Origin of the sequence: Ralstonia sp. 22086 (genome assembly GCF_052045975.1) — a bacterium.
Taxonomy (GTDB): Bacteria; Pseudomonadota; Gammaproteobacteria; order Burkholderiales; family Burkholderiaceae; genus Ralstonia; species Ralstonia wenshanensis.
The window spans coordinates 782,675-808,282 of sequence record NZ_JBQEPZ010000002.1 but is presented as its reverse complement, the minus strand read 5'-3'; the positions used below and the strand labels follow the sequence as shown (position 1 = coordinate 808,282).

Sequence of the window (25,608 nt, the reverse complement as noted above, 5' to 3'; positions counted from 1 at the left end):
CACAATGCGCAACCTTGTGGAGATGGCATTCCTCCCTTAACCGCCGGTCTGCGGATCACGAAACCGGCTGATGATGCCTACAAGTTCCTGAACGAAGGAAGTTGTAGGCACACGCCCAAACGACGTTCTGTCGCTCAGGTTTGAGTTCTTCGAATCTGGTCATCATGAAGAAAACGCTTACACGCTCCGAGCCGATGCTCATGTTCGGGTATCTGCTGCGCTGGCTCTCGCTGGGCTCGCTCGTCGGCATGCTCGCCGGCTTAGGCTCTGCGGTGCTGCTGCTGGCGCTCGATTGGGCGACCAACACGCGCACCGCCCACCCGTGGCTGCTGTGGTTCCTGCCCGTGGCGGGGCTTGCCGTTGGGTTGCTCTATCACTACACGGGGCGCTCGGTGGAAGGCGGCAACAATCTGCTGATCGACGAGATCCACGACCCCAAGCGGGTCGTGCCCAAGCGTATGGCGCCGCTCATCCTGCTGGGCACCGTCGTCACCCACATCTTCGGTGGTTCAGCGGGGCGTGAAGGCACGGCTGTCCAGATGGGCGGCAGCTTTGCGGACTACCTGACGCGCCTGTTCTCGCTGGCGCCGGCGGACCGGCGCATCTTGCTGATGGCGGGCATCAGCGCCGGTTTCGCATCGGTGTTCGGCACGCCGCTGGCTGGTGCTGTGTTCGGGCTGGAGGTGCTTGCGATCGGGCGTCTGCGTTATGACGCGATCCTGCCGTGTTTTATCGCGGCCATTGTGGGCGACTTGGTGCCGCCGCTGCTGGGCGTACACCACACGCCGTACGCGATTCCGTTTGTGCCGCATCTCACGCCAATCGCAATTGGCCTGGTTGTGGTGGCCGGCATCATCTTCGGTCTGACGGGGATGACGTTCGCGGCGCTCACGCATCGGTTTGGCCGCCTGTTGAAGCATCACATTGCGTTTGGCCCGCTGCGCCCCGTGCTGGGCGGCAGCGTGGTCGTGGCTGCGACCTTGGCGCTCGGTACAGACAAATACCTGGGCCTCGGCATTCCCGTCATCGTGGATGCGTTCCACAACCCGCTTCCGGCCTACGACTTTGCCGGCAAGGCGGCCTTCACCATCGTGACGCTGGCCTCGGGTTTCAAGGGTGGCGAAGTCACGCCGCTGTTCTACATCGGTGCCACGTTGGGCAATGCGTTGGGTTATGTGCTGCCGCTGCCGTTTCCGCTGCTGGCCGGCCTTGGGTTCGTTGCGGTGTTTGCGGGTGCCGCCAATACGCCCATCGCGTCGACCTTGATGGCGATGGAACTCTTCGGCCCTGAAGTCGGCACGTTTGCCGGCATCGCGTGTGTGGTGAGCTATCTCTTCTCAGGCCACACCGGCATCTATCATGCGCAGCGCATTGGCCATGCAAAGCGTCCTACCGAGGCAGCGCCTTCACATCAAACACCGTAGAAGCGTTCGCACAACGCCGCACTTGCGCCGAGCTTGCGCGACAGCTCGGACGCCGCCTGCAACTGCTTTGCGACGACATCCCCAGAGGTGCGCGCCGCTTCCAGCCGGGAGGCTGCGCCCGACAGCGTCAGCGCGGCCATGAACTTGTCGCCGGAACCGAAGATGGGCGTGGCAAACGCCGCCGTGTGCTGATCGCGCGCGCCGGAGGTGAACAGCGGTAATTCGGGCACGCCGTCATACAACGCTTCACCCAGCCCCCAATAACGCAGCACGTGGCTGATGGCCGTGTCGTCCAGTGGCAGCGACGTGCCAGGCAGACGGGTCTCGCGCAGGCCTTCCGAGGGCTCGGCGCGGAACAGGCAAAGCCGCCGGCCGTGATCGATGACGTAGTACGATGCGCTCTCTCGCGTGGCCGCCGCCAGGGCGTGCAGTACCGGCTCCACCACGGACGACAAGTGGAACGACTGCTCGTACAGCTTGCCGAGATACAGCAGGCGCGGCCCGAGCGAGTACGCGCCGGACTCGGAGCGGATGACATAGCTCATGCGCTCCAGTGAGTTCATCAGCCGATACACCGTGGTCTTGTGCATGCCCGACGCTTGCGCCAAGGTCGCGAGTGACAGCGCTTCCGCCCCCGGCTTGAAGCAATCCAGCAAGGCCAACGCCTTTTCTACTGCGGCAACGCCGTCATTTCCCATTTCCGAATCCCCGAACTCCGAATGGCACGATTGTACTATGTACAACGCCGTTGTATCTGGCGGAAGGGTAAACGCTAGTGGATCGACCCGCCTGCGGTGGCTATAGTGATTTCACTGAGTACACCACAGTTTTACACAGTAAAACATCATAGTCTGAGGCAGGTTTTTATGAGTACCCTTTCGCACAACTCTTCCGCCATCGTTCGCGATATCGAGCGCGTTTCGCCCGCGCTGGTCGAGGCTGCCGCCCGCTTCCAGGCCGCCATCCTGGCCGACGTTGCCGGCCGCCGCGGCACCTTGAACTGTCGCGTCAAACCGCTCGCGCCGACCATGAAAGTGGCCGGGCCGGCCGTAACGGTGGAGGTTCGCCCCGGCGACAACCTCGCCATCCATGCCGCGCTGGCGGTCGCCAAGCCCGGCGATGTGATCGTGGTGGACGGCAAGGGCGACCAGAGTTGTGCGCTGATCGGCGAAATCATGGCCACGCAGGCGCAGGCAACCGGCATCGCCGGATTTGTCATCGATGGGGCCGTGCGCGATTCGCACGAGCTGGCGCACGGCACGTTCCCGATCTTTTCTGCCGGCTTGAACCCGTGCGGGCCGACCAAGAGCGTGGCTGGGCGCGTAAATCTGCCCGTGTCCGCCGCCGGCGCGACGGTCCACCCGGGTGACCTGGTGGTGGGCGACGCGGATGGCGTGGTCGTGATCCCGCGTGCCGACGTTGAGCGCATCCTCGTGCTCGCACAGAAAAAGGTGGACGCCGAAGCGGCCCGCATTGCAGCGATCCGCAAGGGCGATACGCGCCCGGGCTGGCTCGAGAAAGAACTGCGCGCCGCGGGCATGCTGGCAGAAGGTGAGGCACTGTAATGAGCACGACTGCAACCAAGCCTGTCCTGCTCGTCACGGCGGCTGACCTGGCACCGCAAGCATTGGAGATGCTGGGCGATTTCGAAGTCGTGTTTGCCGGCAAGCAACCCACCGAAGACGACATCGTCGCGCTCTGCGCACGGCACAAGCCGGTGGCGATCATCGTGCGCTACGGCAAGATCAACGCCCGCATCATGGATGCCGCGGCCGGTAACCTGCAGGTGATCTCCAAGCATGGCAGTGGTATCGACGTCATCGATCAGGATGCCGCCGCGGCGCGTGGCATCGCGGTGCGTGCAGCAGTGGGGGCCAATGCCGCCGCCGTGGCCGAGCATGCGTGGGCACTGATCCTGGCGTGTGCGAAGTCTGTCCCGCATCTCGACGTGCGCATGCATGCCGGGCATTGGGATAAAGCGACGCACAAGTCGGTCGAGCTGGATGGCCGCACGCTTGGCTTGGTCGGCTTGGGCGCGATCGGGCGCCGGGCCGCCGCGATCGGGCTGGCGTTCGGTATGCACGTTGTCGCATTCGACCCGTACGCCAAGGAGGCGCCCGCAGGCGTCAAGCTGGTGAGCCTGGGCGAGTTGTACGCACAGTCCGATGTGGTGTCGCTGCACTGCCCGTTGACGGCCGAGAACCGCAAGATGCTGAACCGTGACGCGTTCAACTGCTTCAAGCCCGGTGCGATTCTGGTCAACACGGCGCGCGGCGGCCTCATCGACGAACCAGCGCTGGTGGAAGCGCTGGCCAGTGGCCAACTCCGTGCAGCAGGGCTCGACAGTTTTGACGTGGAGCCGATGACCACGCCGCATCCGTTCCAGGGCGTTGCGAACATCATCCTGTCGCCGCACATCGGCGGCGTGAGCGACGCGGCCTACGTGAACATGGGCAAAGGCGCGGCGGCCAATGTGCTCGAAGTGATCGAGGAACGTGCCCGCACGGCGGCGTGATGTCCATGTTCCTGCTCTCGCCACCCGTGGTGCGTGAAGCCGAAGTCTTCACGCGCATGCCGGCCAAGTTTCGCAAGCCCGATGTCCAGACGGAATGGGCACGCGCCAATCGCGGGGGGCAAGCCACCGATTCCTTTCTCGAAGGACCGGTGTGGTGTCCGGACGGCCGCGGTCACGGTCATCTGTACGTGACGGATATCCCGCACGGCCGCGTCTTCCGCATCTCGATGGCAGGCGATTGGGAACTGGTGACCGAATACGACGGCGAGCCCAACGGCATGAAGTTCGTCGACGATGCGCACCTGCTCATCACCGACTACCGCAACGGGCTGATGCTGCTCGACATCAAGCGCGGCGAAGTCGCGCCGTATCTGGAGCGCCGCAACTCGGAGCGCTTCAAGGGCGTGAATGACCTGACGTTCGACTCGCACGGCAACCTGTACTTCACCGACCAGGGACAGACTGGGCTGCAAGACCCGACGGGGCGCGTCTATCGGCTCTCGCCCGAGGGCAGGCTCGACATGCTGCTCGGCAATTGCCCCAGTCCCAACGGGCTTGTGCTGTCGCCCGACGAGAAGGTGCTGTACGTCGCCATGACGCGCGGCAACTGCGTGTGGCGTGTGCCGTTACAGGCCGATGGCTCCGTCAGCAAGGTCGGACAGTTCTTCACGTCGTACGGCCCGAGCGGCCCGGATGGTTTGACGATCGACACGGCGGGGCGGCTGTTCGTGGCCAACCCCGGGCTCGGTCGCGTCTGGGTGCTGAACCACCGCGCGGAGCCAGATGTGGTCGTGACCAGTCCCGAAGGTGCATCGCTCACGAACCTGTGCTTCGGTGGCCGTGAAATGAAGACGCTGTTCATGACCGAATCGGTGTCCGGCACGGTGCTCAAGACAGAGATGGACATCGCCGGCCCGCAGCCGCATCGGGCAAAGCAGACAAAAGCCACGCCCTAGCCACAGATCATCGATACACAACCCCTAGCGCTCATAGAAGCGCGATGGAGGAGACCATGCAAATGTCCCAGACCTTGAGTGCCACCACGCCAGGGCATGGCGCGGATGTGCGCTCCGCCGCCACGCTGCCCGATGCGGACTACCAGGCGAGCGAACGCACGCTGGCCAAGGCGTTCCGCCGCATCCTGCCGTTCATCTTTGCCTGCTATGTGATCAGCTATCTTGATCGCACCAACGTGGGGTTTGCCGCGCTCACCATGAACAAGGACATTGGCCTGACGGCCGAACAGTTCGGGTTCGGGGCAGGGCTGTTCTTCATTGGGTATTTCCTGTTCGAGATCCCGAGCAACCTCATCATGCAGAAGGTGGGTGCGCGCATCTGGATCGCGCGGATCATGATCACGTGGGGCATCTTCTCGATGGCTACGGCGTTCGTGGTCGGGCCCAAGAGTTTTGCGGCGGCGCGCTTTCTGCTGGGTCTTGCCGAAGCGGGCTTCACGCCGGGCATCTACCTGTACTTCACGCATTGGTTTCCGGGCAAGTGGCGCGCCAAAGTGACGGCTGCCTTCCTGGTCGGCATTCCGGTGGCGAACATGATCGGCTCCCCCATTTCCGGCGCGCTGCTCGAACTCGGTGGCCTGCATGGGCTGCGCAGCTGGCAATGGTTGCTGCTGATCGAAGGGCTGCCGGCGGTGCTGCTCGGTATCGCGTGCCTGTTCGTGCTGGCGGATCGGCCGGAGAAGGCGACATGGCTTACCGACGATGAGAAGGCCGTCCTTGCGCGCCGCCTGGCGCTGGAGCAACGCGACATCGCCAGCAAGCACGGCGCGACACTGCGCGGTGCCATGACCAATTGGCGCGTCTTCGTGCTGGCGTTCATCAACTTCTGCGGCATCGTCGGCTCCATCGGCGTGGGCCTCTGGATGCCGCAGATCATCAAGCAGTTTGGCGTCGAGCACACCGTGGTCGGCTGGCTGACGGCCATCCCGTATGCCGTGGGTGCGGTGGCCATGCTTTGGTGGGCGCGTGTGGCAAACCGGGCGCAGAACCGCATCCCGTATGTGGCGGGTGCGCTGGTGGTTGCAGCGGTAGCGCTGGCGGCCAGCACAGCCGTGGATGCACCGGCGCTCAAGCTGCTGGCGCTGTGCCTGACGGTGAGCGGCATCCTGGCGTTCCAGGCCACGTTCTGGGCGATTCCGTCCACGTTCCTTACGGGCCGTGCGGCCGCGGGCGGCCTGGCGCTGATCGTTTCCGTGGGCAACCTCGGCGGCTTTGTCGGCCCCTCGATGATCGGTGCCATCAAGCAGTTCTCGCATGGCTTTACTGCGCCGCTGCTGGCGGTGTCGGCTGTGTTGCTCATCGGTGCGCTGTCGATTGCCTGGCTGGGCGACCCGGGCGCCGATGCCGGTGAAGCCGACGCGATCCGCTGACGCAACACCTCCAGCCCGGTTGACTTCATCCTCATCGAGAAAGCCCGTGCAAATCGTCCATGCGCCGCATCTGCCTATCAGGCAAGCGTGGCTCGCCACCCGTCAGGAAGCGGTTCTGCTGCCTGAGCTGCCGATCATCGATGCGCATCACCATCTGTGGGATCGGCAGACCGGCCGCTATCTGACCGAAGAACTGCAGCAAGACGTGAGCAGCGGCCATCGGGTCATTTCGACGGTCTATGTGCAATGCAGGTCGATGCTGCGGAGCGACGGTCCTGTCGCCATGCGGCCGGTGGGTGAGGTCGAGTTTGCCAACGGGGTTGCTGCCATGTTTGCCAGCGATGCTTATGGGCCAGCACGCGGTTGTGAGGCAATCGTTGGAGGAGCGGATCTCTCATTGGGACGAGACGTTATCCCTGTGCTGGAAGCCATGCTTGAAGTCTCTGGTGGGCGATTGCGCGGCATTCGCAATCCGCTTGCATGGCACGTAAGCGATGCGGTGCGCTCCAGCCCGGTAACCCCGCCGCCGGACCTGATGTTCAGCAGGCCGTTCCGGGAAGGTGTCAGAGCGCTGGAACGCTACCGCCTGTCGCTCGATGCCTGGGTCTATCACACACAGCTCGACGCGTTGTTCGAGCTGGCGAGTGCGATGCCAGGGGTCACGATCGTCATCGACCACTTTGGTGGGCCGATTGGCGTCGGCCCGTACGCTGGGCAATCCGCCGCTGTATTTCAAGACTGGCGCAAGGCACTGACCCGGCTGGCAAGTCTGCCCAACACGCGGATGAAACTCGGCGGTGCGGGCATGACCGTGTTCGGCTTCGATTTTGCGTCTCATGAACAAGCCCCCGCATCGGAGATGCTCGCAGCCGCGTGGAGGCCGTACTTCGAGACCTGTGTCGAACTCTTCGGCGCAGACCGGTGCATGTTCGAAAGCAATTTTCCGGTCGATAAGGGGATGTTCAGCTACGCGGTGCTTTGGAATGCCTTCAAGCGATTGGCCGGAGCAGCGTCGCCTGACGAGCGGGCCGCGCTGTTCAGTCGTACGGCTGCATTGACGTACGGATTACACGTACCAGGAGACAAAACATGAAGGTTGTCAGTGCCGATGCACAGGCGGAGAACATGGCAAGCCGCCAGTCAGAGGACGCGCGGCGGATTACCGGCGCGGAGTGGCGTTCGCTGTCATTGGCTGGGCTGGGCTGGACGTTCGAGAGCTATGACTCTTTTCTTCTCTCGTTACTGTTGCCGACGCTGGCGCTGCAGTTTGGCCTGAGCAAGACGCAACTGGGCCTCTTTACCAGCATCACGGCGGCTGGGCAGATCATCGGTGGCATCTTCTTCGGTTACGTGTCTGACCGTATCGGAAGGGTTCGGACCGCGATGCTCTGCATCGGCATCTATTCGCTGTTCTCTGGCTTGCTCGCCGCCGCGCCGAACGAGCACTGGTTTGCGGCTTTGCGTCTATGTGGAGCCTTGGGAATGGGCGGGATGTGGACCGCTGGCGCTGCCCTGATCGCCGAGACGTGGCATGCGAGCCGCCGTGGCAAGGGTGGGGCATTGATGCAGATGGGCCTGCCCATCGGCGCAATCATTGCAATCAGCGCGGCGGGGCTGGTCAGTAACCTGAATGATGGTTTGGCCGGCAATGGATGGCGCGTGCTCTTTCTCATTGGAGCGCTGCCATTCTTTATCCTGTACTGGGTGGCCCGCCGCACGCCCGAGTCGCCGATCTGGCTTGAACGTCAAGGCAAGACGGCGCTTACCGCAACCCGGGCGAGTCGGGCGCACACAACTCCGGCAAGCCTGAACGTTCGCGGGTTGTTGACGGCGTTTTTCTTCATCTTCTTTCTGCAGTACCTGTACTGGGGTGTCTTTACCTGGACACCGACCTTCCTGATCACCGTCAAGCATCTGGATTTCGTGCACAGCCTGAAGTTCGTGCTCGCGCTGCAGTTCGGTGCCATCGCAGGTTTCTTGCTGTTTTCCGCACTGGTGGACCGGGTGGGCCGCCGACCGATGTTCATTGCCTACCTGCTCGTGGGGGCCGCAGCCGTGGGTGTCTATATTCTGTCGTCGAATCCGTTGCTGTTGATGGTGGCGATTTTCCTGACCGGATTTGGTGTGAACGGCATCTTTGCCGGATCGGGCCCGTTTCTGGCAGAGATCATCGGGAACACGACCTCGCGAGGGTTCCTCATGGGGCTGGCCTATAACGGCGGACGACTCGGTGGGTTCATTGCGCCGCTGTTGATTGGTGCGCTCGCTTCGACATCGGGTGGCTTTGTCCTCGGGTTGTCTACCACGATCGTGGCGTTTACGGCCGCTGCGATTGTCGTTCTTCTTGCCCCCGAAACCCGCGGCAAGACGCTTGGGTGATCCCCTGTCGTTCCACCACTGATTTCGCCTCAGAGGGCCCGTAGAGAGCGCCCATTGGCATCCGGAGACCTGTATGCAACAAGCTGGCATCACTGATGTAACTGATCTTGAAAAGCAGACCCTGAGCAAGGTGGTCTGGCGGCTCGTTCCATTTCTCATGCTCTGCTACCTGCTGGCCTTCATCGACCGCGGCAACGTGGGCATGGCCTCGCTGCAGATGAATCATGACCTCGGGCTGACGGCCCGCGTGTTCGGGTTTGGCAGCAGCCTCTTCTTCGTGTCGTACTTCTTCTTCGAGGTGCCGAGCAATCTTGCGCTGCAACGCTACGGCGCGCGCATCTGGATTGCGCGGATCATGATCACGTGGGGGCTGATCTCGGCCGCGACGGCACTGGTGCAAGGCCCGGCCTCGTTCTATGCGCTGCGCTTCCTGCTGGGCGCGGCGGAGGCCGGGTTCTTTCCCGGCGTGCTGCTGTATCTGTCGTATTGGATTCCGGCAACGCACCGTGCCCGCATCGTGGCGACGTTCATGGTCGCGATTCCGGCAGCGAGCTTCATCGGCTCGCCCATCTCCGCTGCGCTGCTGCAGATGGATGGGTTAGCCGGCCTGCGCGGTTGGCATTGGCTGTTCATCCTTGAAGGCATTCCCACGGTGCTGCTCGGCATCGCGTGCCTGCGCCTGCTGACCGATCGGCCCGAAGAAGCCAAGTGGCTGTCGAGTGACGAGCGCCAGTGGCTCACGAACACGCTGGCTGGTGAAGCGCGTGGGCCCAAGAAGGTTGCGCAGATGCCGCTTGCCAAGCTGTTCTGTAATCGCTACGTGCTGTGCCTCGCGCTGGTGGACGTGTGTGCGTCGGCCGCCGGCAGCACGCTGTCGGTGTGGCAGCCGCAGCTTCTCAAATCGTTTGGCTTGACCGTCATGCAGACGGGGCTGCTGAACTCTGTGCCGTATGCAGTGGCTTCGGTGCTGATGGTGTTCTGGGGCCGCCGCTCGGACCGCCTCAAGGAGCGCCGCTGGCACACCGCCATTCCCATGCTGCTGATCGGCCTCGGCCTGTTCGGCACGTCGCTCAGCGGGTCGCTCGTGCCGACCATGGTGATGCTGTGCGCGGTGCTGGTGGGGGCCTATTCGTTCAAGGGGCCATTCTGGGCGCTGGCCTCCGGCATGCTCTCGAACAGTGCAGCCGCTGCGGGGCTCGCCACCATCAATGCGATTGCCAACCTCATCGGCGGCGGCCTGATGGTGAACGTGTACGGCTGGGTCAAGCAGGCCACCGGCAGCTATGCACTGGCGCTGATGCCGTTGGCGCTGCTGACGCTGGTGAGCGTGACGACGTTGCTGCTGCTGAGTCGCGCGAAGCCCGAAGCGCAGGTGCTGAACAAGACGGAGACCGCCTGACCATGCGCGCCCTCAACAGAAGGCAATTCCTGCAGATCGCGGGGCTGGGCGCCGTGGCGGCCGCTGTTCCAACGCTTACCGAAGCAGAAGAGTTGTGGTCCACCGGTAGCGCCCCGCCGACGTTCAAGCTGCCGGCCGGCGCGGTGGATTGCCATATGCACATCTACGATGACCGTTTCCCCAGCGCCCCGGGCAGCACGCTACGACCGCCCAACGCAAGCATCGAGCAGTACCGCAAGGTGCAGGCGCGCTTGGGCGTGCAGCGCAACGTGGTCGTCACGCCGTCGACGTACGGAACGGACAACCGCTGCACACTGGATGCGCTGAAGCGTTTCGGGGCAAATGCGCGCGGTGTCGCGGTAGTCGATACCTCTGTGACGGATGCCCAGCTTGCGCAGATGCACGCAGCAGGTGTGCGAGCCATCCGCTTCAACCTGAGCTATCCGGGCGCCACCACAGTCGACATGCTTGCCCCGCTGGCGTCACGCATCGGCGCACTTGGGTGGCATATCGAGCTTGTCGTGCAAGGCGCGAAGCTGCCCGCGCTCGAGTCGCATCTGCTTGCGCTGCCATGTCCGCTTGTCATCGACCACATTGCCCATGTGCCGCAGCCAGGAGGCATGCAGTCCGACGCGATGCGCACAGCGCAACGCCTGGTCGACAAGGGAAACACGTGGATCACGCTGTCCGGCCCATACGTCGATACCAAGACCGGTGCACCGGCCTATGCCGACGTAGAGCCCGTCGCCAAGGCATTCATCAACATGGCGCCCGAGCGGATGCTCTGGGGCACTGACTGGCCACATCCGACCGAGAAGATGCACAAGCCCGATGATGCCGCGCTGGTGGATACGATTGCCGCATGGATCGGACGTGCGGATTGGCAGCAGATGATCTTTGTTGCCAATCCGGTGAAGCTTTACGCCTTCGTTTGACAGAACCTGTTTCCTTTCGCCGCCTCTTCAATCAAGCGGCACTGGGAGCCACCGCTGTCACTGCACGTGGCTGGGCCAGCATCTCCGGCTGCAGAATCTCATCCAGCGCCTCGCGGCTGAGCAGGCGCTTGTCCAGCACGAGCTGATACACGCTGGTGCCGCTGACGAGCGCCTCCTGCGCGATCGCTGTCGCATTCGCATAGCCGATGTGCGGGTTGAGCGCGGTGACGATGCCGATCGAATGCTCGACATTGGCGCGCAGGTGCGCCTCGTTGGCGGTAATGCCGTCGACGCACTTTTCCGCCAGCGCCAGGCACCCGTTGCGCAGGTGCGAGACGCTCTTGAACAGGCTGTGCGCGATGATGGGCTCGAAGGCATTGAGCTGAAGTTGCCCCGCTTCGGCGGCAAAGGTGATGGTCAGGTCATTGCCGATGACCTCGAATGCGATCTGATTGACGACTTCCGGAATCACCGGATTCACCTTGCCGGGCATGATGCTCGACCCCGCCTGCATGGGCGGCAGGTTGATTTCGCCCAGCCCTGCGCGCGGGCCGCTGGAGAGCAGGCGCAGGTCGTTGCAGGTCTTCGATAGCTTGACCGCCGTCCGCTTGAGCACGCCCGAGAGCTGAACGAACGCGCCCACATCCTGCGTGGCTTCCACCAGGTTGTGCGACGTCACCAGCGGAATGCCCGTGATCTTTGCCAGATGCCGGCAGACGGCGGCCGCATAGTCCGGATGCGTGTTGATACCGGTGCCGATGGCCGTGGCGCCGAGGTTGATCTCGCACATCAGTGCGGCGGCTTCGGCCAGGCGCTGCTGGTCTTCGCCCAGCATGACGGCATAGGCGCTGAACTCCTGGCCGAGCGTCATCGGCACGGCGTCCTGGAGCTGCGTGCGGCCCATCTTGAGCACGCCACGAAACGCCTCGGCCTTGCGCTCGAATGCCTTGCGCAACACGCCCATGGCATCGATCAGGGTCAGCACGCCTTCGTAAGCGGCAATCCGCAGGGCGGTCGGGTAGACGTCGTTCGTGCTCTGGCTGAGGTTGACGTGCTCGTTCGGGTGCAGATGCTGGTAATCGCCGCGCGCATGGCCAAGCAACTCCAGCGCCAGGTTGGCGATGACCTCGTTGGCGTTCATGTTGGTGGAAGTGCCCGCGCCGCCCTGGATGACGTCGACGACGAAATGCGCGTGCGCCTCGCCCGCACGCACGCGCTCGCATGCATGGACGATGGCATTGGCATGCAGGCTGTCCAGCAGCCCCAGCTCATGATTGGCGAGCGCTGCGGCAGCTTTCACGCTGGCCAGTGCATTGAGCAACTGCGGATAGGCGGAGATGGGCGTTCCGGTAATTGGAAAGTTCTCCAGCGCGCGCAGCGTGTGGACGCCGTAGTAGGCATCGCTGGGGATTTCTCGGTCGCCGAGCAGGTCGTGTTCGATACGGTGGGTCATGTCGTTTGCAGTGAAGCGTTGGAATGCGATGGAACTGGGTGGGCGAGGGCGCGCGCAACGCAATGCCGCGCCAGGACATCGGTCGGGTCGATCAGCGTGACGGCACGGCCTTCCGATGTGTTGACAGTGGCTTGCGGCAGCAGCAGGGGCAGTTCTGTGCAGCCGAGAATCACCACCTCGACGCCGCTTGCGGCCAACTCGTCGATGGCGGCCAACAGATCGTCAACGCAGGCGCCTGTGGTAAAGCCTGCCTTCACGCCCTGGGGGCCGTAGATGGCATTCATCACGCCGGCTTGCCGCTCGGCGCTGGGCACCACCTGTTCGAGGCCTGCCGCTTCCAGCGCCTTGCGGTACACACCGCTGGCCACCGTCCCGGAGGTTGCCAGCAGGCCGACCTTGCGTAGGTCCGGAAACGTGCTGCGGATCTGCTCAGCCGTGACAGTCAGCATGTTGACGATCGGGATGCCGAGATACGGCTGCACACGCTCGACGTACGCATGCGCCGTGTTGCACGGGATGGCAATGATGTCGGCGTCTCCGGCCTCCAGCTTGCGGCACGTGGCATACAGCGAGATGGTCGGGTCCGGGCCTTCGCCAATGAGGTTTTCGGTGCGGTCAGGAATCTGCGGGTTTTGTTCGACCAGCAGCTTGATGTGGTCCTGATCGCGCGTGGCAGGCGTGTTGCGCACGATCTTCTGCATGAAGTCGACCGTGGCAGCCGGCCCCACGCCGCCCACCACGCCCACCTTGAACAGTTTGCCGGGCGCATCGTGCTGCCCCGACACCACGTACTGCGCGTAGGCCAGGTTGGAATCGACGATGGGCACTGGCAGCGGGCCAAGCTTGTCGAGCACCAGGGCGATCTCGGTCAGCCCCGGCAGGATCAGGTCGACGCCCTGGGCAACAAGATCGGCGCAGGCTTCACGCAGGAGCGTGATGGGGCGCCCGCGCAGGTTGCCGCTTTTGATGCCGTCGGGGGCGTAGACCGCTTCGGTCACGCGGTCGATGTTGTTCACACGCGGGTGGACGATGTCGAACTCCGGCGCGTTGAAGTGGCGCTCGAACAAACGCTTGTTGCGCGTGGTGTCCGAGGCCAGTACGCCGATGCGGCGCGCAGCCGGAAACTTGCGCCGCACGTGGCTGCGCAGTCCCGCCATCATGTCGATGATCGGCAGCGGTGAATTGGCGGTCAGCTCATCGATGAACGTGTGGCTCAGGAAGCAGGGCAGCACCACCTCCCCGATGCCGCGCCGCTGGAAATCGCGGATCAGATCGAAGATGTAGAGCTTGCGCTCCGTGGTGGCTGCCGTGGTCTGGCCCGCCTGAGAAAACGGATGCTGCTCGAACACGATGTCCAGATGCTCGGCGTCGGTGCTGGCCGGCGTGGACTGGATCAGCTTGAAGAACACGTCTGCGCTGGCCAGCGCGCCGAGCCCGCCGATCACGCCCAGCGAGCGACGGGGATGCGGTGTTGTCATTTCACTTCGCCTGAAATACCGGGAACGCTGGAGAGGTCACTGAAACCTTGTGCCTGCTCGCGCGCGGCCCGGCGTGTTTCCCACTTCGCGATGGCCGTGGTGGCGATGCTGTTGCCGACCACGTTGGTGGCAGTGCGGCCCATGTCCAAGATCTGGTCGATGGCCAAAATCAGCACCACGCCCGAGGGCGGCAGATGGAACATCGGTGCCACCGCTGCCACCACCACCACCGAGCCACGCGCCACGCCTGCCATGCCCTTGCTGCTTATCATCAGCACGAGCAGCATCAGGATCTGCTGCGACAGCGGCATCTCTACACCGAACGCCTGTGCGATGAAGAGTGCCGCAAATGCCTGGTACATCATCGACCCATCGAGGTTGAACGCATAGCCCAGCGGCAGGGTGAAACCCACGACCTTCTTGTCGACGCCGAAGGCCTCGAGCTTTTCCGTCAGGCGCGGGTAGGCCGCTTCACTGCTGGCCGTGGAGAACGCCAGCATGGCGGGCTCGCGAATGGCCTTGAGCAACGCCCACGTCTGGCGCCCGAGGAAGAGGTGGCCGATGCCGATGAGGATGGCGAGCAGCAGCGCGAGCCCCAGGTAGAAGCTGCCGACCAGCTTGCCGTACGTCGTCAGCACATCCAGCCCGTGCAACGTAATGGCCGAGGCAATCGCACCGAACACGCCGATCGGTGCCAGCGCCATCACGTAGTCGGTCAGCTTGAGCATGGCCGGCACCAGGGCGTCGATGGCGCGCGACAGCGGCAAGACACGCTCGTCGCCTTTGAGCACGCCCAGCACCACGCCAAAGAACACCGAGAACACCAGGATCTGCAGGATGTCGTTGCGTGCCATGGCATCCAGCACGCTGGTGGGGAATGCGTGGGTGATGAAGTCCTTGAAGTTCAGGCCGGCGGTGTTCAGGCCGGTAGCTACGTCGGCGGCGTTGGGCGTCATGTTCAGCCCCGCGCCCGGCTGCAGCACGTTGGCCAGCACCAGCCCGAGCGCGAGCGAGATGAGCGACGCACAAACGAACCACGTCACTGAACGCAAACCGATGCGGCGTACGGCCTGCGTGCCGTCCATGCCGGCCAGGCCCGAAACGAGCGTAGCGAACACCAGTGGCGCGATGATCATCTTGATCAGCCGCAGGAAGATGTCCGTGATGATGGAGAAATAGCCGGCGATGGCTTTGGCGGCATTGGCGTCGGGTGCGAGCTTGTGGCACGCATAGCCCATGGCGATACCCAGCAGCATGCCTGCCAGGATGGTTGCGGTAAGGCGATTCTTTTTCATGGTGCTCCGTCCAGTGAGGTCTCTTGCCGGAATCGGAGAACACCGAATCCGTGGCCTTTCGCACGACGCCGGCCGGTGATTCGGCTCGGCTTTCATTGCGTGAACGGAGTGTAGGAACGGCTGCGCGTGCCGTAATGCGGTTCCCGCAAGGGCTCATGCGAGCGCCGCATAGTTCGGGTAAACGAGCAAACTGCCCGCTGTGGCAGGGTTCAGGGCGGGCTGAGATGGCGCCAGAGTCTTTCGAGCAGTTCGTTGCGCGTGTATTGGTTGCGATACACACGCAGGTCCAGATCGAGCGACCACGTCGGCCCGCCGGCCGGCACCAGAACGCCCGCGGCGAGCTCCGCCTCGATCGAACTCTTTGGCAGCCAAGCAATGCCTTCACCGGCGAGCAACATCTTCTTGAGCACCTCGGCCATGTCGGATTCGTAGTCGAGCCGCAGGAACGGCTGCGCATCGGCCTGGCTCAACAGCAGCGCCAGGCAACGGCCGAAATAGCTTGTGGGGGTGTAAGAGATGAGCGGCAGGGGCCGGTTGGCCGTGCCGGGCAGGCGGTGCATGGGCCCTAGCCGCGCGTTCGGCTTGCTGACGGGCATGAAGGTGTCGCGCCCGACCGTCAGGCTGGGGTACTTGATGGGATCAAGATGCAGCGGCAGGTTAGGGTGGTCGTACGCAAACATCAGATCGCACGTACCGTTGACCAGTGTGAGAACCGAGTCGTGCACATTGCCCGGAATGATGCGCGCGCGCAGGTTGCCGATGTGCTTGCCCACCGTCGCTAACCAGGTTGGAAGGCAGTTCAATGAAATGGTGTGGCCCGCTGCAATCTGCAGCCCCGGCCCCGGCATGCGGTGCTCGGAGCGGATGATGGCGCGCGTGTCGATCAGCTTGCTCAGCACGTCATCCGCCGCCTCTTCAAATAGGCGGCCCGCTGCCGTCAATGTGGGCGGATAGGTGCTGCGATCCACCAGCTCGGCGCCCACCCACTGCTCAAGCGCCTGGATGCGGCGGCTGAAGCCGGACTGGGTGACGTTGCGAATCTCCGCCGCTCGCGAAAAGCTCTGGTGCTGCGTGAAGGCAATAAAGTCCTCGATCCATTTGACTTCCATGTCCCCTCCGGCGCGGCGCGTTCAATGCTGTGGAGGCTATACGTTCGGCTCACGCCAGATGGCCCATGTTTACCCTAGGTATGCGAGATCCGCATGGCCGCATGCGGCATCCGCATCTCGTCGTTTCGCGCATAACCAAAGACAAAAACGGTCGTTCCGCCGTCGATGCGCTGCCCATATGCTCGCCGGACCAACCTCCCGGAGACGCACCATGACGCAGACGTCCTTGAGCACCGCCCCTGCCTGGAAACTCGACACCGTGGCCGTCCACGGCGGTTACAGCGCGGACCCGATCACCCGCGCGGTGGCCGTGCCGATCTACCAGACCGTTGCCTTTGCGTTTGACGACACGCAGCACGGCGCCGATCTGTTCAACCTGAAGGTGCCGGGCAACATCTACTCGCGCATCATGAACCCGACCAACGATGTGCTGGAGAAGCGCGTCGCCGCGCTCGAAGGCGGCATCGGGGCGCTGGCGCTCGCGTCGGGGCAGGCAGCGGTTACGTATGCGATCCAGACGATTGCGGAAGCGGGCGACAACATCGTCTCGGCCAGCACGCTTTACGGGGGCACCTACAACCTGTTCGCGCACACGCTGCCGCTGTCGGGCATCACCACGCGGTTTGCCGACCCGCGCGACCCGGCATCGTTCGAGGCGCTGATCGACGACCGTACAAAGGCCGTCTTTGCCGAGACCGTCGGCAACCCGCTGGGCAACATCACCGACGTTGCGGCGCTTGCCGAGATCGCGCACCGCCACGGCGTGCCGCTCATCGTCGACAACACGGTGCCGACGCCGTACCTGACGCGGCCCTTCGAGCATGGCGCCGACATCGTCGTGCATTCGCTGACGAAGTACCTGGGCGGCCACGGCACGAGCCTGGGCGGCGCGATCGTCGATTCGGGCAAGTTTCCGTGGGCGAAGCACAAGGCGCGCTTCAAGCGGCTGAACGAGCCGGACGTGAGCTACCACGGTGTCGTCTATACGGAAGCGCTGGGCGACGCGGCGTATATCGGCCGCGCCCGCGTGGTGCCGCTGCGCAATACCGGGGCGGCGCTGTCGCCGTTCAACGCGTTCCTGATCCTGCAGGGCATTGAAACGCTGGGCTTGCGCATCGACCGCATCACGCAGAACGCCACACACATCGCCCGACATCTGCGCGGCCATGCCAAGGTGGAGTGGGTCAACCACGCCAGCCTGGACGATCACCCCGACCACGGGCTCGTGCGCAAATACCTTTCGGGCAAGGCGCCGGGGCTACTTACGTTTGGCGTGAAGGGTGGCTTTGCCGCCGGGGCGCGTTTTCAGGATGCGCTGCAGTTGTTCACGCGGCTGGTGAACATTGGCGACGCCAAGTCGCTGGCCACGCATCCGGCATCGACCACGCATCGGCAGTTGTCAGAAACCGAACTGGCCAAGGCTGGTGTGCGGCAGGAGACGATCCGGTTGTCGATCGGCATCGAGCATATCGACGACCTGCTTGCCGATCTGGATCAGGCGCTGGCGTTGGCCTGATCGCGCGCAGAACTGCGCTGACTCACGGCGGCATTGGCCGCTCCGGATACGCCTGCCGCAGCGCCTGTGCCAGCGCGTCATGCAAGCGCGCGCCGAGCGCTGTCAGGACGTGGCGGTCCCGCGTGAGCAGCGAGATGACGCGCTCGGGCATTGGCTGATCGGTCTCGATAAAGTCGATCGTCTGACGGATGATGGGCGAGCGCGTCGATTCGCTCGACAGCAGGAGCAGGGCGTCCGATTTCCAGCACAGTTCGAGCAGCAGGGTCATGGAGTTGCATTCGACCACGCGTTCGGGCGGGGCGAGACCGGCGTCGGCAAACAGTCGGTACAGCGGCGAGTGCTCGTCAGCAAGCGAATCGGGGGCAAGCCACTCTTCTTGCTGCAACGCATGCAGGGTCTGATGGCCGCGCATCGGGTGGCCCTTGCGTACGCCGATCAGCGTCTGCGCGCGGCAGACCACGGTGTGGTCGAACCCGCGTTCGCCCGTCTGCAACTGAGACGTCAGCGCAAAATCGATGGCGCCCTCGCGCAGCAGTTCCAGTAATTGGCCCGGACGTGCCTCCAGAATGCGCAACCGCGCATTGGGAAACTCCCGCCGGAAGGTCACGAGGCAATCTGCCACCGGCCCGATGAGCGCGGTGACGGGGGTGACGCCCACCGTCAATTCGCTCGTCACCGCCCCTTTCATGTCTTCCAGGTCTTCTCGTGCGCGCTTGACGCTTTCATTGATCAAGCGTGCATGCCCGACCAGGCGCTGGCCATACGGCGTAAGCCGGATGCCCTTGCTGGAGCGTACGAACAGCGTTGCGCCCACGCTGGTTTCCAGCTCCTTGATGGCCTTGCTGAGCGCGGGCTGCGTGATGTGAAGCAGGCGCGAAGCCTCCTGGATGCTGCCCGTCTCGGCAACGGTGACCAGTGCGCGTAGCTGGTTGAGCTTCATAGGTGTCCTTGATACACGGCGCAGCGGAAAGCTGACATGCCGCACCGCCAGCCAGCAACTGTACTGCGGAATCTGCCCGGGGCGGCGGCCGGGCTAGCCGGGCAGGCCCGGATGCGCGCTCCCGCCATAGCCAACAGCTATAGCCATGAAAAAAAGCGAGAGGCGGAATCGGCCCGACCGCTCCTACTATTGCCCTTCAATCCAGCGCATTGCGGGACGCTCATAGAAGCCCGCCCGACTGGAGGAGACATCAAAGATGGATGCCCAGATTGCCGTGCCCGCTGGCGCCCCGCGCCAAGGCACCACCGCCGTGACCCCGCATTCGAGCCGCGCTGTCGTTGCCGCCGCCATCGGCAACGGGCTCGAAATGTACGACTTCACGGTCTATAGCTTCTTTGCCGCCACCATCGGGCGATTGTTCTTTCCGTCGAGCAGCCCGCTGGCCTCGTTGCTGTTGTCATTCGCCACGTTTGGTGTGGGCTTTGTCATGCGGCCGCTGGGCGCCGTGCTGATTGGCAACATGGCCGATCGGCGTGGCCGCAAGGCAGCACTCACACTGACAATTGCATTGATGACGGCCGGCACCGCGCTGATCGCCTTCACACCCAGCCACGCGGCGATCGGCGTGACGGCAACGGTGCTGGTGGTGCTCGGGCGCTTGCTGCAGGGTCTGTCGGCCGGCGGGGAAATCGGCGCGGCGTCGGCACTGCTGCTGGAATCGGCCAGCAAGGGCCGGCGTTGCTTCCTGGTGAGCTGGCAGGCTGCCACGCAGGGTGCGGCGGCACTGCTCGGCGCGTTGAGTGCGGCCGGTGTGAGCGCCGTGCTCAGCCCCGAGGCTCTACAGAGCTGGGGATGGCGGCTGCCGTTCTTGCTGGGCTTGTTGATCGCGCCGGTTGGCATGTATATCCGCCGGCATCTGAAGGAGACGCACGAGGCCGCCCCCCACGGCAGCGTGGTCGACGTGCTTCGCCAGCATGCACGCACGCTGGTGCTGGGCATGCTGCTGATGACGGGGGCCACTGCGTCCATGTACATCCTGATCTTCTACATGCCCACGTACCTGATCCACTCGTTGCACATGCCGCCGGTCACGGCATTTCTCACGGCGTGCGTGGCGGGGTTCACCATGCTGGTCATGTCGCCGCTGTTTGGTCTGATTGCTGACCGCTTGCCGACGCGCAAGCCGATGCTGTATGTCGCGTCAGCGGTGAGCTTGTCGTGCACGTACCCGGGCTTCGTGCTGCTGTCTTCCGGTGCGGGGTTGGCACTCACCATGGGGTTGATCGCGCTGGGCGTGACGATCATGGCGGTCAGCAATGGCGCGGGCGCGGCGCTGCTGATGGAGGCCTTCCCGCGCCAACATCGCGCGACCGGCATGTCGGTGATGTACAGCCTGGGGGTGACCGTGTTCGGCGGCTTTGCGCCGCTCATCGTTACGTGGTTGCTGGGCGTAACCGGCAACCCGATGGCACCAGCCTGGTATCTGCTGGCCAGCAGTGCAATCAGCCTGGGCGCGCTCACGCTGTTCCCGACGTATCCCGGCCGCGATTGAGATTGATGCCGCGCCATCGTTGCTCTTACCTAGTTCGCCTCTGACCTCGCACCATGTACCTCGATCCGAATTCACCCAGCATCCCCCAGGCCCTGCACGTGGGCGCCGACCGCTTTGCCGAACTGCGTCACCGCATCCATGCCAACCCGGAATTGGGTGCCGACGTGCCGCACACCTCCCAGCTCGTCGCCGGTCTGCTGCGTGAATGGGGCTATGACGTGCACAGCGTCGGCGGCCACGGCCTGGTGGGGCAATTGAAGGTGGGCAACGGCACGCGCACGATCGGCCTGCGCGCCGACATGGACGCGCTGCCCATGCAGGAGCGCACAGGCTTGCCCTACGCCAGCCAGGTGGCCGGCCGCATGCATGCGTGCGGCCACGATGGCCATACCGCCACGTTGCTTGCGGCCGCCGAGCACCTGGCGGCCACGCGCAACTTCAACGGCACCCTGAACCTCATCTTCCAGCCCGATGAAGAGGGCCTGACCGGCGCCGTGGCCATGATGGACGATGGCCTGTTCGAGCGCTTCCCCTGCGATGGCATCTACGCTTTCCACAACGCGCCCGGCTTGCCGCTGGGCGTGGCCGTCGTGCAGAGCGGCCCGCTGGGCGGTTCGTCAGATCGTGTGACGGTGACTTTCAGCGGGCGCGGCGGCCATGGCGCCATGCCAAACCTGGCTGTGGACCCGACGCTGGCTCTGGCATCGACGGTGGTGGCGTTGCAGGGCATCGTCTCGCGCAATGTCGCGCCGGTGGATGCGGCCGTCATCAGTGTTGGGCAGATGCAGGCTGGGACGACCCACAACATCATCCCCGAAACGGCCATGCTCAAGTTGAGCGTGCGCGCGACCAAGCCGGAGGTGCGCGAGCTGCTGGAGACGCGCATCCGCGAGGTCATTACGCACCAGGCCGCATCCTATGGCGTGTGCGCGGAGATCGTCTACGAGCGGTTGGTGCCGGCCATCTGCAATACACCCGAGCAGACGGCCATCGCGCGCCGCGCCGTGGCGAGCGTGCTGGGCGAGGAGCGCGTCATCCAGGTGCCGCCGTCTTCGCAGATGGGCAGTGAAGACTTTGCCTGGATGCTGGAAAAGCGCCCAGGCTGCTACTTCGCGCTGGGCAACGGCTTGGGCGGCCAGTGGGTCGGCTGCTCGCTGCACAACGACGGCTACGATTTCAATGACAAGCTGATCCCCATTGGGGCGGCATGCTGGGTGGCGCTGGTAGAGGATCAGTTGCGCGCAGAAGCCTGACGCGCAGGCGACTCCCCCAGCCGCGCCTGCCGGAATACCAGCGCCATCACCAGCAAGAACGGCACACCTACCACCAGCGTCATGCGGAAATCCGCCATCCACGCCGTACTGACGATGATGACCGCCATCGCGACGGCGCCGATGACGGTCAGCGCCGGAAAGCCCCACATGCGGAACCGTAGCGTGCGACCTTCGCGTTCCGCCGCCCGGCGAAAGCGCAGGTGCGTGATGAAGATGACGAGCCACGTAAAGAGCGCGCCGAACATCGCAAGCGCCATCATCAGCAAGAACGAATGGCCCGGAAGCACGACGCTGAGTACGGCCGCCAGCGCAGCCCCGGAACTGGACACAGCGAGCGCGCGCAGGGGCACGCCGCGTTGGCTCACCACACCGAGCGCCCTGGGCGCCTGCCCGCCGCGTGCCAGGCTGAACAGCATGCGCGTGGACACATACAACTGCGCGTTCATCGACGACAAGGCGGCGGTGAGCACCACGAAGTTCATCACCCCCGCGCCGCCGGCAATGCCCAGGATCTCCATCACCCGCACGAAGGGGCTCTTGCCTGTGCCGGCTTGCTGCCACGGCACCACGGCCAGCATCAGCGCAAGTGTGCAGAGGTAGAAGAACACCAGCCGGAACAGCGTGGAGCGGAATGCGCGGGTGGCGGCCGCTTCGGGCTCGCGCGCTTCGCCGGCGGCCACGGCAATCAGCTCGATACCGAAGAAGCTGAAGATGCTGACCACCGCGCCGAACCACACACCATGCCAGCCGTTCGGCAGAAAGCCGCCCATGTCCACGTAGTTGTGAAAGCCGATCGATGCGCCTTCGGGCGCACGATGAATGGCATAGCTCGCCACCGCCAGAAACGCGACGATGGCCACCACCTTGATCATCGAGCACCAGTATTCGGCCACGCCGAATACCTCGACACTGCTGGCGTTGATCCACACGAGCACGGCTGAGAACCCCACGATCCATATCCACGCCGGCACGCCCGGAAACCAGTACGCCATGTATACCGCCACCGCCGTCACCTCTGCGCCAATCACGAAGACGACCGCCGCCCAATACGCATAACGCACCAGGAAGCCGGCGAGCGGGCTGACGTAATGCTCGGCATAGGCCCCAAAAGAGCCGGTGGTCGGGTGGGCCACCACCATCTCGGCCAGGCAGCCCATGAGCAGCAGCGCAATGATTGCGCCAATGGCATAGCTCGCAATCACGCCGGGGCCGGCCAACTGAATGGCCGCACCGCTGCCCAGGAACAGACCGGTGCCGATCGCGCTGCCGATGGCGATCATGGCGAGTTGCGCAGATGAGAGACGGTGCTGCAGGCCGCCTTCGCGTGCGGCCAGCGCTTCGAAGCTGCCGGTGGCCTTGGTCATGGTGTTGTCCTGACTGGGGAAAAGGCCGGGATGATACGCCGCTCCATGAAAAACGCCCCGCACGGAGGCGGGGCGTCTTGTGTGACCAGACGGAGGCTGATCAGCGCGCCACGGGTTTGGCGTACTGGATCGGAACGTCCACCCGCGCCTGCGGCAGCGTCTTCTTGAGCTGCGCACGCGCATTCACGGCATCCTGGAACGTAGCAAAGCGCAGGGTGCTGATGTTCAGGTGCCCGTAGTACTCCGCCGACACGGGCGTCGCCGGCAGGTTGCTCACCGCCTGGCGCACGCTGTCGACCGACACCTGCGAGACGACCACTTCGTTGCGGCTCTCGCCCACCACGCCGCGTTCATTGACGACCTGCGTGACGGCGGAGGATGCCGCACCCGCCGCCTTGGTTCGCGTGCCGCTGGAGAGCACCTTGAACGACTGCGATTCGATCTGCACCGTCGGTGCGCTTGCGTATTGCGTCAGCTCCTGCGTGCTCAGGTGTTTGCCCACCGTCAGGTCAGCTGCCTGGCACGCCGAAGCCATCGAGAGCAGCGCCGCCAGCGCCACGGTTTTCATCAGGGTTGTATTGATCATGTTGAATGGTCTCCGAACGGGCTCACTTGGCAGCAATCACGCGATACTCCACGGCCAGCGGCGTGGCAAGGGTCACGGTGTGGGTACCGCCCTGGGGCTGGTATGTCGAACAGGCATTGGTCGGCACGCCGCTGACGGCGTAGACCTCCCACGTGCCGGCTGCGTTCTCGCCATAGAAGGCGTAACTGCCCAGGCCGTACTTGTTCACGGTATCGACGCCGTTGTTGTAATAGCCGTTGTAGGGGAGGGACAACGCCGACACCGTCCCCGAGGGCGACTTCACAAAGAAGCCGACACTGCCCACGCACACCGAGCCCGACACGCGCAATTGCAGGGCGTCGACCTTGTCGGTGCCCGACACGTTGAACTGGCCGAGCTTTTGCACCGCGCCGTAGTTCAGCTGGTTCACGTTGGCAAAGGCCGCCGCGAAGTCCGGCACCGTCAGAGCGGCCGGCTTGTAGGTGACAGTGGCCTTGGCCATTTTCACCGCCGCTGACGCATCGACCAGCCCGAAGCCGTACCACGTGGAATATGCATAGCCGGCGGCATTGGTCTGCCAGCCGTAGTCCAGCCGTGCGGTGGTCGCGCCGTCAGTCAGCGCGGCGCTGGTATCGCCCGTGGCGGCACCGGTGAGCAGGTCGATTCGCGCGTTACGGCCGTCACGGCTGCCGTAATCGGTGTCGATCTGGCGGGCAGTTGCGCGCAGGATTTCGCGAACATCGCGCCACGTCAGATTCGGGTTGGCGGCCAGCATCAGCGCGACCACGCCGGACAGCGTGGGCGTAGCCGCCGACGTGCCGTTCATGCTCGAGTAATCGCACTTCGCGTTGTCTTTCAGGTTGGTGGCAGTGCCAGCAATCGCAAAGTCGTTGGTGTCGTCCGGATTGGCCCGGCTGTAGCCGCGTGCGCAGCCGCTGAGGTCGGTGGAGAAAATCTTTGGGCCGCTGCCGGTTTCGCCATATTTGCCGCCGTCGCCGTACTCGCCGCCCAGGCCTGTGATCCAGTTGACCGATCCGGCGTTGGAGTAGCTCGACTTGATGCCCTTCGCGTTTGCCGCGCCGACCACGATCACGCCGGGCTCCAGCGCTTCTGGATCATTGGCGGGATTCTCGCAGCCGATCATGCCGGCGGTGCCACCGACGGTCGGGCATGTGCGCGGCGGAACGCGGACGCCGTCGTTGATGTATTCGTATTCATTGCCCGACGCCTTGAGCATGACCAGCCCGCGGCCGCCACGCAGGTTCGGGAAGGCGCGCACCGCTGCCTGTGTCGAGGTGGACGTGTCGTATTCCAGCGGTGCCTGCGGGTTCGCGCCGTACGAGGCATTGATGATGTGGCCGTTCTTCGACCAGTCGGCGCCGCCGTAGGCCGCGGTCGTGTCCGGATTCGCTGCGCCGATAAAGCGCGCCCCGCCCAGCGTCGCGCGCGGAGCAATCCCCATGACGCCCTTGCCGTTCTGCGCCGCGGCGATGATGCCGGCCACGTTGGTGCCATGCGCGTCCTTGATGTTCGCGGGAATGTCTGCCGGTGTCGGATCGTTCGAACCATCGTCGAAGTTGTGCGTCATGTCCGAGTTGGCATTGGCGAACAGGTCTTCGTTGTGCACGTCGATGCCGTCATCCAGCACGAGCACGTTGACGCCTTGGCCCTTGATGCCGGCCTTGTGCGCGTCTTCCACGTCGATGTCGGTCGTGCCGTTGGCCACCAGGCCGAATGCAGCGAAGAAGCTGGTCGCCTGCTTGAGCGCCCATTGGTAGGCGTACAGCGGCTCGGTGCTGCCGGTCTGGCACGCGTACTTGGCATCGACGCCGGTTTCCGCGCAGGTGGATGCGGGCGGCGTGTTGCCCCCGGTGTTGCCGCCGTTGCTGGCCGTATTGCTACCTGAGTCTGCGCCGCCGCACGCGGCCAGGGCCACGGTGGCGAACAGCGTCAAGGCAAGCGTTTTTCCCGTAATGTCTTTCACGAGACCCCCGTTTTGTCGTTGTGTGTTGTGCAAAGCGCGG

21 protein-coding genes and 1 riboswitch are annotated in these 25,608 nt (G+C 64.2%); of the genes, 12 read left to right on the top strand and 9 right to left on the bottom strand.

Annotation, left to right across the window (positions count from 1 at the left end; all coding sequences use genetic code 11):
* Window positions 1-9: 9 nt before the first annotated feature.
* Window positions 10-87, top strand: a riboswitch (Fluoride riboswitch).
* A gap of 77 nt (window positions 88-164) precedes the next feature.
* Complete coding sequence (locus ACTJK6_RS12665) at window positions 165-1,424, top strand: voltage-gated chloride channel family protein (RefSeq protein ID WP_260801338.1); 1,260 nt, start codon at window positions 165-167, stop codon at window positions 1,422-1,424.
* Here the strand turns inward: ACTJK6_RS12665 and ACTJK6_RS12660 are convergent.
* Entirely contained in the window at window positions 1,412-2,122 is a 711-nt protein-coding gene (locus tag ACTJK6_RS12660) for an IclR family transcriptional regulator (RefSeq protein ID WP_440839218.1), read from the bottom strand. The genes ACTJK6_RS12665 and ACTJK6_RS12660 overlap by 13 nt on opposite strands.
* 168 nt (window positions 2,123-2,290) lie before the next feature.
* On the opposite strand from ACTJK6_RS12660, the gene ACTJK6_RS12655 reads away from it, so the two are divergent.
* The 8 genes from ACTJK6_RS12655 to ACTJK6_RS12620 all read left to right on the top strand — a co-directional run bounded on the left by ACTJK6_RS12655 (window position 2,291) and on the right by ACTJK6_RS12620 (window position 11,038).
* Window positions 2,291-2,989 (top strand): RraA family protein, encoded by a 699-nt coding sequence (locus ACTJK6_RS12655; RefSeq protein ID WP_440839217.1) that lies wholly within the window; start codon window positions 2,291-2,293, stop codon window positions 2,987-2,989.
* A complete protein-coding gene (locus tag ACTJK6_RS12650; protein WP_440839216.1) occupies window positions 2,989-3,939 on the top strand; it encodes an NAD(P)-dependent oxidoreductase in 951 nt (316 codons plus the stop codon). Before ACTJK6_RS12655 ends, ACTJK6_RS12650 begins: the two co-directional genes overlap by 1 nt.
* A gap of 5 nt (window positions 3,940-3,944) precedes the next feature.
* The gene (locus tag ACTJK6_RS12645) at window positions 3,945-4,895 is read left to right on the top strand and encodes an SMP-30/gluconolactonase/LRE family protein (protein WP_440839324.1); all 951 of its coding nucleotides are present in this window, start codon (window positions 3,945-3,947) and stop codon (window positions 4,893-4,895) included.
* Window positions 4,896-4,957: 62 nt separating this feature from the next.
* Window positions 4,958-6,325 carry an MFS transporter gene (locus tag ACTJK6_RS12640; protein ID WP_414561638.1) on the top strand — a complete coding sequence of 456 codons (1,368 nt, stop codon included), beginning with the start codon at window positions 4,958-4,960 and terminating at the stop codon, window positions 6,323-6,325.
* A gap of 46 nt (window positions 6,326-6,371) precedes the next feature.
* Window positions 6,372-7,418, top strand: coding sequence for an amidohydrolase family protein (locus tag ACTJK6_RS12635; RefSeq protein ID WP_440839215.1), 1,047 nt, complete (start codon window positions 6,372-6,374; stop codon window positions 7,416-7,418).
* A gap of 32 nt (window positions 7,419-7,450) precedes the next feature.
* Window positions 7,451-8,704, top strand: a complete 1,254-nt coding sequence (locus ACTJK6_RS12630) for an MFS transporter (protein ID WP_414563311.1) — start codon at window positions 7,451-7,453, stop codon at window positions 8,702-8,704.
* Window positions 8,705-8,777: 73 nt separating this feature from the next.
* On the top strand, window positions 8,778-10,103 hold the full coding sequence (locus tag ACTJK6_RS12625) for an MFS transporter (protein ID WP_433867763.1): 1,326 nt from the start codon (window positions 8,778-8,780) through the stop codon (window positions 10,101-10,103).
* A 2-nt stretch (window positions 10,104-10,105) separates the two neighbouring features.
* The gene (locus ACTJK6_RS12620) at window positions 10,106-11,038 is read left to right on the top strand and encodes an amidohydrolase family protein (RefSeq protein ID WP_440839214.1); all 933 of its coding nucleotides are present in this window, start codon (window positions 10,106-10,108) and stop codon (window positions 11,036-11,038) included.
* A 31-nt stretch (window positions 11,039-11,069) separates the two neighbouring features.
* Here the strand turns inward: ACTJK6_RS12620 and aspA are convergent, their stop codons facing one another.
* From aspA to ACTJK6_RS12600, 4 genes are all read right to left on the bottom strand, one after another.
* A complete protein-coding gene (gene aspA / locus ACTJK6_RS12615; RefSeq protein WP_440839213.1) occupies window positions 11,070-12,491 on the bottom strand; it encodes an aspartate ammonia-lyase in 1,422 nt (473 codons plus the stop codon).
* Window positions 12,488-13,969, bottom strand: coding sequence for an aspartate/glutamate racemase family protein (locus tag ACTJK6_RS12610; RefSeq protein WP_440839212.1), 1,482 nt, complete (start codon window positions 13,967-13,969; stop codon window positions 12,488-12,490). Before ACTJK6_RS12610 ends, aspA begins: the two co-directional genes overlap by 4 nt.
* The gene (locus ACTJK6_RS12605; protein WP_440839211.1) at window positions 13,966-15,264 is read right to left on the bottom strand and encodes a dicarboxylate/amino acid:cation symporter; all 1,299 of its coding nucleotides are present in this window, start codon (window positions 15,262-15,264) and stop codon (window positions 13,966-13,968) included. The genes ACTJK6_RS12610 and ACTJK6_RS12605 overlap by 4 nt, the downstream gene beginning before the upstream one ends.
* Before the next feature lie 209 nt (window positions 15,265-15,473).
* A complete protein-coding gene (locus tag ACTJK6_RS12600; protein WP_440476520.1) occupies window positions 15,474-16,373 on the bottom strand; it encodes a LysR substrate-binding domain-containing protein in 900 nt (299 codons plus the stop codon).
* A 211-nt stretch (window positions 16,374-16,584) separates the two neighbouring features.
* Here ACTJK6_RS12600 and ACTJK6_RS12595 point away from each other — a divergent pair, with 211 nt between their 5' ends.
* Window positions 16,585-17,889 (top strand): O-acetylhomoserine aminocarboxypropyltransferase/cysteine synthase family protein, encoded by a 1,305-nt coding sequence (locus ACTJK6_RS12595; RefSeq protein ID WP_440839209.1) that lies wholly within the window; start codon window positions 16,585-16,587, stop codon window positions 17,887-17,889.
* A 22-nt stretch (window positions 17,890-17,911) separates the two neighbouring features.
* On the opposite strand, the gene ACTJK6_RS12590 is transcribed toward ACTJK6_RS12595, so the two are convergent.
* The gene (locus tag ACTJK6_RS12590) at window positions 17,912-18,829 is read right to left on the bottom strand and encodes a LysR family transcriptional regulator (protein WP_440839207.1); all 918 of its coding nucleotides are present in this window, start codon (window positions 18,827-18,829) and stop codon (window positions 17,912-17,914) included.
* Window positions 18,830-19,085: 256 nt separating this feature from the next.
* Here ACTJK6_RS12590 and ACTJK6_RS12585 point away from each other — a divergent pair, with 256 nt between their 5' ends.
* On the top strand, window positions 19,086-20,381 hold the full coding sequence (locus ACTJK6_RS12585) for an MFS transporter (protein ID WP_232040003.1): 1,296 nt from the start codon (window positions 19,086-19,088) through the stop codon (window positions 20,379-20,381).
* Window positions 20,382-20,434: 53 nt separating this feature from the next.
* Window positions 20,435-21,634, top strand: a complete 1,200-nt coding sequence (locus ACTJK6_RS12580) for a M20 aminoacylase family protein (protein WP_440839205.1) — start codon at window positions 20,435-20,437, stop codon at window positions 21,632-21,634.
* Here ACTJK6_RS12580 and ACTJK6_RS12575 read toward each other — a convergent pair.
* The 3 genes from ACTJK6_RS12575 to ACTJK6_RS12565 form a co-directional block, all read right to left on the bottom strand.
* Entirely contained in the window at window positions 21,613-23,019 is a 1,407-nt protein-coding gene (locus ACTJK6_RS12575; protein WP_440839203.1) for an amino acid permease, read from the bottom strand. The two genes, ACTJK6_RS12580 and ACTJK6_RS12575, sit on opposite strands and share 22 nt — an antisense overlap.
* A gap of 100 nt (window positions 23,020-23,119) precedes the next feature.
* Window positions 23,120-23,605, bottom strand: a complete 486-nt coding sequence (locus ACTJK6_RS12570; RefSeq protein ID WP_232040000.1) for a hypothetical protein — start codon at window positions 23,603-23,605, stop codon at window positions 23,120-23,122.
* 22 nt (window positions 23,606-23,627) lie between these two features.
* Window positions 23,628-25,568 (bottom strand): S8 family serine peptidase, encoded by a 1,941-nt coding sequence (locus ACTJK6_RS12565; protein WP_440839201.1) that lies wholly within the window; start codon window positions 25,566-25,568, stop codon window positions 23,628-23,630.
* Window positions 25,569-25,608: the final 40 nt, after the last annotated feature.

Bases quoted from the DNA above. Each gene is read 5' to 3' on its own strand.
- ACTJK6_RS12665 (WP_260801338.1), top strand. From the start codon at position 165: ATGAAGAAAACGCTTACACGCTCCGAGCCGATGCTCATGTTCGGGTAT.
- ACTJK6_RS12660 (WP_440839218.1), bottom strand. From the start codon at position 2,122: ATGGGAAATGACGGCGTTGCCGCAGTAGAAAAGGCGTTGGCCTTGCTG.
- ACTJK6_RS12655 (WP_440839217.1), top strand. From the start codon at position 2,291: ATGAGTACCCTTTCGCACAACTCTTCCGCCATCGTTCGCGATATCGAG.
- ACTJK6_RS12650 (WP_440839216.1), top strand. From the start codon at position 2,989: ATGAGCACGACTGCAACCAAGCCTGTCCTGCTCGTCACGGCGGCTGAC.
- ACTJK6_RS12645 (WP_440839324.1), top strand. From the start codon at position 3,945: ATGTTCCTGCTCTCGCCACCCGTGGTGCGTGAAGCCGAAGTCTTCACG.
- ACTJK6_RS12640 (WP_414561638.1), top strand. From the start codon at position 4,958: ATGTCCCAGACCTTGAGTGCCACCACGCCAGGGCATGGCGCGGATGTG.
- ACTJK6_RS12630 (WP_414563311.1), top strand. From the start codon at position 7,451: ATGGCAAGCCGCCAGTCAGAGGACGCGCGGCGGATTACCGGCGCGGAG.
- ACTJK6_RS12625 (WP_433867763.1), top strand. From the start codon at position 8,778: ATGCAACAAGCTGGCATCACTGATGTAACTGATCTTGAAAAGCAGACC.
- ACTJK6_RS12620 (WP_440839214.1), top strand. From the start codon at position 10,106: ATGCGCGCCCTCAACAGAAGGCAATTCCTGCAGATCGCGGGGCTGGGC.
- aspA (WP_440839213.1), bottom strand. From the start codon at position 12,491: ATGACCCACCGTATCGAACACGACCTGCTCGGCGACCGAGAAATCCCC.
- ACTJK6_RS12610 (WP_440839212.1), bottom strand. From the start codon at position 13,969: ATGACAACACCGCATCCCCGTCGCTCGCTGGGCGTGATCGGCGGGCTC.
- ACTJK6_RS12605 (WP_440839211.1), bottom strand. From the start codon at position 15,264: ATGAAAAAGAATCGCCTTACCGCAACCATCCTGGCAGGCATGCTGCTG.
- ACTJK6_RS12600 (WP_440476520.1), bottom strand. From the start codon at position 16,373: ATGGAAGTCAAATGGATCGAGGACTTTATTGCCTTCACGCAGCACCAG.
- ACTJK6_RS12595 (WP_440839209.1), top strand. From the start codon at position 16,585: ATGACGCAGACGTCCTTGAGCACCGCCCCTGCCTGGAAACTCGACACC.
- ACTJK6_RS12590 (WP_440839207.1), bottom strand. From the start codon at position 18,829: ATGAAGCTCAACCAGCTACGCGCACTGGTCACCGTTGCCGAGACGGGC.
- ACTJK6_RS12585 (WP_232040003.1), top strand. From the start codon at position 19,086: ATGGATGCCCAGATTGCCGTGCCCGCTGGCGCCCCGCGCCAAGGCACC.
- ACTJK6_RS12580 (WP_440839205.1), top strand. From the start codon at position 20,435: ATGTACCTCGATCCGAATTCACCCAGCATCCCCCAGGCCCTGCACGTG.
- ACTJK6_RS12575 (WP_440839203.1), bottom strand. From the start codon at position 23,019: ATGACCAAGGCCACCGGCAGCTTCGAAGCGCTGGCCGCACGCGAAGGC.
- ACTJK6_RS12570 (WP_232040000.1), bottom strand. From the start codon at position 23,605: ATGATCAATACAACCCTGATGAAAACCGTGGCGCTGGCGGCGCTGCTC.